2 protein-coding genes are annotated in these 7,606 nt (G+C 49.7%); both read left to right on the top strand.

Annotated elements, in window-relative coordinates:
- Positions 1 to 5: 5 nt before the first annotated feature.
- A complete protein-coding gene (locus tag K5Q92_RS23100; protein WP_259649685.1) occupies positions 6 to 5,414 on the top strand; it encodes a VCBS domain-containing protein in 5,409 nt (1,802 codons plus the stop codon).
- 244 nt (positions 5,415 to 5,658) lie between these two features.
- Positions 5,659 to 7,606 (top strand): retention module-containing protein (locus tag K5Q92_RS23095; RefSeq protein ID WP_220771177.1); only part of this gene is annotated, 1,948 nt, incomplete at its 3' end.

Raw genomic sequence — 7,606 nt, 5'->3', positions numbered from 1 at the left:
TTGTTATCGATCCCAACACGGGTACTTGGACTTACACCCTCAATGACAACTTGTTAGTGGATCAACTAGCCCTGGGCGATAGTGAACAGGAGCAGTTCCTAGTTACCGTCACCGATGAACATGGCGCTTTTAGCACACAATGGGTGACTATCACCATCACAGGTACCAACGACATACCTGAGATCACCTCCTCTGCTGCAGCCGCGATGGGCGATGTGGTGGAAGCGGGTGTGCAGCCCGGAGGCAACGAGCCTGAGCCCGGCACCTTAGTGGCTTCGGATACCTTAACCGCCGATGACATCGATAACGGTGCCACTTGGACTTGGAGCGGCAATGCAGCTGGCAGCTACGGTAACTTTGTTATCGATCCCAACACGGGGACTTGGACTTACACCCTCAATGACAACTTGTTAGTAGATCAGCTGGCGCTGGGTGATAGTGAGCAGGAGCAGTTCCTAGTTACCGTCACCGATGAACATGGCGCTTTTAGCACCCAATGGGTGACTATCACCATCACAGGCACCAACGACATGCCTGAGATCACCTCCTCTGCAGAAGCCGCGATGGGCGATGTGGTCGAGGCTGGTGTGCAGCCTGGGGGCAACGAGCCTGAGCCCGGCACCTTAGTGGCCTCGGATACGTTAACCGCCGATGATGTCGATAACGGCGCCACTTGGACTTGGAGCGGTAATGCAGCTGGTAGCTACGGTAACTTTGTTATCGATCCCAACACGGGGACTTGGACTTACACCCTCAATGATAACCTGCTGGTTGATCAACTGGCGCTGGGTGATAGTGAAGAGGAGCAGTTCTTAGTTACCGTCACCGATGAGCATGGTGCCTTTAGCACGCAATGGGTGACTATCACCATCACAGGCACCAACGACATGCCTGAGATCACCTCCTCTGCTGCAGCCGCGATGGGCGATGTGGTGGAAGCGGGTGTGCAGCCCGGAGGCAACGAGCCTGAGCCCGGCACCTTAGTGGCCTCGGATACGTTAACCGCCGATGATGTCGATAACGGCGCCACTTGGACTTGGAGCGGCAATGCAGCTGGTAGCTACGGTAACTTTGTTATCGATCCCAACACGGGCACTTGGACTTACACCCTCAATGATAACCTGCTGGTTGATCAACTGGCGCTGGGTGATAGTGAGCAGGAGCAGTTCTTAGTTACCGTCACCGATGAACATGGTGCTTTTAGCACCCAATGGGTGACTATCACCATCACAGGCACCAACGACATGCCTGAGATCACCTCCTCTGCGCAAGCCGCAATGGGCGATGTGGTGGAAGCGGGTGTGCAGCCTGGGGGCAACGACCCTGAGCCCGGCACCTTAGTGGCTTCTGACACTCTCACCGCCGATGATATCGATAACGGTGCCACTTGGACTTGGAGCGGCAATGCCGCTGGTAGCTACGGTAACTTTGTTATCGATCCCAACACGGGGACTTGGACTTACACCCTCAATGACAACCTGCTGGTTGATCAACTGGCGCTGGGTGATAGTGAGCAGGAGCAGTTCCTAGTTACCGTCACCGATGAGCATGGCGCTTTTAGCACCCAATGGGTGACTATCACCATCACAGGTACCAACGACATACCTGAGATCACCTCCTCTGCAGCAGCCGCGATGGGCGATGTGGTGGAAGCGGGTGTGCAGCCTGGGGGCAACGAGCCTGAGCCCGGCACCTTAGTGGCCTCGGATACGTTAACCGCCGATGATGTCGATAACGGCGCCACTTGGACTTGGAGCGGTAATACAGCTGGTAGCTACGGTAACTTTGTTATCGATCCCAACACGGGCACTTGGACTTACACCCTCAATGACAACTTGTTAGTGGATCAGCTGGCGCTGGGTGATAGTGAGCAGGAGCAGTTCCTAGTTACCGTCACCGATGAGCATGGCGCTTTTAGCACACAATGGGTGACTATCACCATCACAGGCACCAACGACATGCCTGAGATCACCTCCTCTGCTGCAGCCGCGATGGGCGATGTGGTGGAAGCGGGTGTGCAGCCTGGGGGCAACGAGCCAGAGCCCGGCACCTTAGTGGCTTCTGACACTCTCACCGCCGATGATATCGATAACGGTGCCACTTGGACTTGGAGCGGCAATGCCGCTGGTAGCTACGGTAACTTTGTTATCGATCCCAACACGGGGACTTGGACTTACACCCTCAATGACAACCTGCTGGTTGATCAACTGGCGCTGGGTGATAGTGAGCAGGAGCAGTTCCTAGTTACCGTCACCGATGAGCATGGCGCTTTTAGCACCCAATGGGTGACTATCACCATCACAGGTACCAACGACATACCTGAGATCACCTCCTCTGCAGCAGCCGCGATGGGCGATGTGGTGGAAGCGGGTGTGCAGCCTGGGGGCAACGAGCCTGAGCCCGGCACCTTAGTGGCCTCGGATACGTTAACCGCCGATGATGTCGATAACGGCGCCACTTGGACTTGGAGCGGTAATACAGCTGGTAGCTACGGTAACTTTGTTATCGATCCCAACACGGGCACTTGGACTTACACCCTCAATGACAACTTGTTAGTGGATCAGCTGGCGCTGGGTGATAGTGAGCAGGAGCAGTTCCTAGTTACCGTCACCGATGAACATGGCGCCTTTAGCACCCAATGGGTGACTATCACCATCACAGGCACCAACGACATGCCTGAGATCACCTCCTCTGCTGCAGCCGCGATGGGCGATGTGGTGGAAGCGGGCGTACAGCCCGGAGGCAACGAGCCTGAGCCCGGCAGCTTAGTGGCTTCTGACACTCTCACCGCCGATGATATCGATAACGGCGCCACTTGGACTTGGAGCGGCAATGCCGCTGGCAGCTACGGTAACTTTGTTATCGATCCCAACACGGGCACTTGGACTTACACCCTCAATGACAACTTGTTAGTGGATCAACTAGCCCTGGGCGATAGTGAACAGGAGCAGTTCCTAGCTACCGTCACCGATGAACATGGTGCCTTTAGCACCCAATGGGTGACTATCACCATCACAGGCACCAATGACATACCTGAGATCACCTCCTCTGCTGCAGCCGCGATGGGCGATGTGGTGGAAGCGGGTGTGCAGCCTGGGGGCAACGAACCTGAGCCCGGCACCTTAATCGCTTCTGACACTCTCACCGCCGATGATGTCGATAACGGTGCCACTTGGACTTGGAGCGGTAATGCAGCTGGTAGCTACGGTAACTTTGTTATCGATCCCAACACGGGCACTTGGACTTACACCCTCAATGACAACCTGCTGGTTGATCAACTAGCCCTGGGCGATAGTGAACAGGAGCAGTTCCTGGTTACCGTCACCGATGAACATGGCGCTTTTAGTACACAATGGGTGACAATTACCATCACAGGTACCAACGATATACCAGTGCTTACTGTCGATACATCAGGGGAGGTAACAGAAGACCTTGATGTTGTTAATCAATTAATTAGCGATACTGGAGCGCTCAGCTTTACTGATGTCGATACTGGTGATACCGCTTCGGTAAGCGCTACTTACAACGGAGATATTAGCTGGAGTGACGGAGATTTAACGTTAATACTGACTCAAGAGCAAATAGATCAAATTATAAATGGCTTTTCAGCCGATCAAGATAGCTGGGATTTTAGTGTCACAAATAATCTGATTCAGTTTCTTGGAGTTACCGAATCTATCAGTTTAAGCTTTAATGTCACCGTCACAGATGTAAACGGTGCATACGATACAGAAAAAGTCACCATCACCATTAATGGCGTAAATGATCTGATTGAGGGGGATTTCACTCAAGAAGTTTGGCTACCAGGCTCACACAATGAAATTACCGACCCGTATCTAAGTGGTTATCCGCTACTAATATCTCCCCCAACTGACATTGATGTAAATGATACGATTACAGTATCGAACCTAGAAATAACCTTACTTACCCAAGGGTTGGACCCTGACGTTGAGTTAGGTAGTGTCTACTACATGGCAGATGGTAGTAACACTCTCTTGGAAATAGACTTTAATGCGCCACCAATACTCAGCGCTACAGAGCTAGAAACCTTAGTCTACGTTCCGGGGGATAATGGTGATGTCGATTATCAAATCGATCTAGCCTTCACCTTCCAGATCAACTCAGGGGGCGATTCAGTAGATGGTGAGTTTATTATTCACTCTGTGCCTGCTAACGGACTCGCCAGCCAAACCGTACAGATAGGTGACGGCTCAAGTCCATTAACCTCAGGGAATGATCAAGAGGCTGACTTAGTGATAACAGAGTTGTTTGCCACTGCGCTCAACTCGGACCCAGCTAGTGGATCATTAATGCTATTCACCGACTTCCAGCAAAATCCAATTGTAATACCCGTACCTATCAATGAGCGAGGAGCGAATACTGCGGCAGGTGCCGCTAGAGAAATGGAAGTATCAGCAAGGTTAACTATCGGTAGCGCAATTTTTGAAGTTATCCCTGATAACGATGGAGATGGCATTATCACTTGGTCATATGATGCTGAATCTGGGCTAATGAAGGCAGAGATCGACTACTCAGCCATCTTTCTTCTCGACGGAAACGGCGATCCAACCACGACCTCTTTAGCCGATTACATTATAGCAAACCCTGTCGCTGCTGATGATATTTGGCGAATAACCTATCTCGATAACAATGGAGGTAATTTCCAAGCAAGATTTGTCGAAGCAGTGTTCACACATGAGCAAATAGCCGATGACTCCATTACTATCGTTGGCAGCGACAATATCAATAATCTAATCTTTGGTAGTACCAATAACGACTTATTAACTGGCGCAAATCTAGATGATCGTATTTTCGGGCGCGAAGATAACGATATATTAAGAGGTTTAGCAGGTAATGATGAGCTTGTTGGCGGTTCTGGTAATGATAATATTGAAGGCGGTGACGGCAATGATTTTGTAATCGGAGGGATCGGAGACGACACTCTTGATGGTGGAATTGGTCGAGATTACCTATCTGGTGGACAGGGCAATGATAGCTTGGATGGTGGTTCACTAAACGGTAGTGATGATGGTGAACAAGACTTCTTTGTTTGGGAGTCTGACACTGCCGATGGAAGCACTGATACTGTATTTAACTTTAATCCTGACATCGATGTTCTTGACCTATCCGAGTTACTTATAGGTGAAGAGAACGGAAGCTTAGAAGATTTCTTATCGTTTAGCTTCAGCGGCGGCAATACCACAATAACTGTCGATGCAGATGGGCTAGGTTCAGGCACAAGCAGTGTCATGATTGTTCTCGATGGAGTTGATTTATCAACTATCTATGGAACCAGTGATGCAGGCCTTATCATCGCAGAGTTAATTACAGATAAAGCCTTGCTCGTCGACCCAAATACCACGCCCTTCATCCCGCCATATGATCAAATTGATGACGGCTTAAACCTACCTTAATATCAGTCAAAAGTGCGAACAACTCTATTAATTAGTAAGCACTTAAGCAAAGACCACTATATATAGTGGTCTTTGCCTTATTTTATTCTCTCTCCCACTTCCCACCATCACTGCCTCAGCCAAACAATCCAAAAACAAAGCGTCAATAAATTGACCAAAATCAACACAGTGTGTAACATAAATCGATTCTGGGTTACTTAAATTTCGCATTTGCAACACTTTTGTTTTTGCAGGGAGCAGGGCAATGAAATCGATAATCACAGCGCAGGCTGGGCATATCCAAAATCTAAATGGCGTCGTTACCGCTAATATTAACGGTAGTGTAAAACAGCTTAGCCAAGGTCAATCTATTCCTGCTGGAACAAATATATCTGTTGCAGAAGACAGTTATGTTGAGATTTTATTGGATGATGGTAGCTCTCTATCGTCTGACTCAGGAAACAGTTCCCTCAATACAAGTAATGAACCTCTTACGACTGAAGAGGAAGCATTAAGCGAAATTGAACAGATCCAAGCATTAATTGCTGCTGGTGAAGACCCGACAGAAGGCCCAGATACAGCTGCTGGTAACCAAGCGGGAAATGAAGGCGGATCAAGCCATGTATCCATTGCTCGTAGTGGAACTGAAACTATTGCCAATGCAGGTTTTGACACCTCAGGACAACCCCTCCCCCTAGCAGAAAACTTAAGTGACAATCTAAATGCTGAAGAAAGTAATACTTTTGATAGCCCGACAAATACCATAAATGACACTAATACTATCGATGAAGACACTGTCGCCACTGGTAACGTATTAGATAACGACTCAGATATCGACAGCGACCTGTCAGTTGTCAGCTTTAAAGTCAATGGTGAAACCTATACTGCTGGCACCACTGTCGAACTCGAAGGTGGTTCCCTGGTTATCAATGAAGATGGATCCTACACCTTCACGCCTAATGACAACTGGAACGGCACCGTACCAGTCATCACCTACACCACCAATACGGGTGAGAGCGCAACACTGACACTTGAAGTGACTCCGGTTGATGATCCAAGCATCTTGGCTAACGACAGCAATACTATTGATGAAGACACTGTCGCCACTGGTAACGTTTTAGACAACGACTCAGATATCGATAGCGATCTCTCAGTTGTCAGCTTTGAAGTCAATGGTGAGACCTATACTGCAGGCACCACGGTCGAGCTAGAAGGTGGTTCATTAGTCATCAATGAAGATGGCTCTTACACCTTCACGCCTAATGACAACTGGAACGGCACGGTTCCGGTGATCACCTACACCACCAATACGGGTTCAAGTGCAACACTGACACTTGAAGTGACTCCGGTTGATGATCCAAGTATCTTGGCTAACGACAGCAATACTGTTGATGAAGACACTGTCGCCACTGGTAACGTTTTAGACAACGACTCAGATATTGATAGCGACCTGTCAGTTGTCAGCTTTGAAGTCAATGGTGAAACCTATACTGCTGGCACCACTGTCGAACTCGAAGGTGGCGAACTGGTTATCAATGAAGATGGCTCCTACACCTTCACGCCAAATGACAACTGGAACGGCACCGTACCAGTCATCACCTACACCACCAATACGGGTGAGAGCGCAACACTGACACTTGAAGTAACTCCGGTTGATGATCCAAGCATCTTGGCTAACGACAGCAATACTGTTGATGAAGACACAGTTGCCACTGGTAACGTATTAGACAACGACTCAGATATCGACAGCGATCTCTCAGTTGTCAGCTTTGAAGTCAATGGTGAGACCTATACTGCTGGCAGCACAGTCGAGCTAGAAGGTGGTTCATTAGTCATCAATGAAGATGGCTCTTACACCTTCACGCCTAATGACAACTGGAACGGCACGGTTCCGGTCATCACCTACACCACCAATACGGGTTCAAGTGCAACACTGACACTTGAAGTGACTCCAGTCGAAGATGCGCCGACTATCGATGTCGTGGCCAACGATTTTGTTGAGAACAGTGCCAACGAAGGTGACGTTGCTGCCACCTACACCACCCACGATGAAGATGGCGATGCGCTCACGGTCGACTTCACGCCCGGCACCAATGACAACGGCTACTACGCCATCGTGAACGGCCAGGTGGTCTTGACCCAAGCCGGTGCGGACTTCGTCAATAATGGCGGTACCTTACCAGCAGTGGATCTCACCGTCTCTGACGGTAGCC

Origin of the sequence: Shewanella sp. MBTL60-007, from assembly GCF_019654915.1 — a bacterium.
Classification (GTDB): Bacteria; Pseudomonadota; Gammaproteobacteria; order Enterobacterales; family Shewanellaceae; genus Shewanella.
Note: the sequence above shows the minus strand (reverse complement) of the source record. Positions and strands in the feature narration are given on the sequence as shown.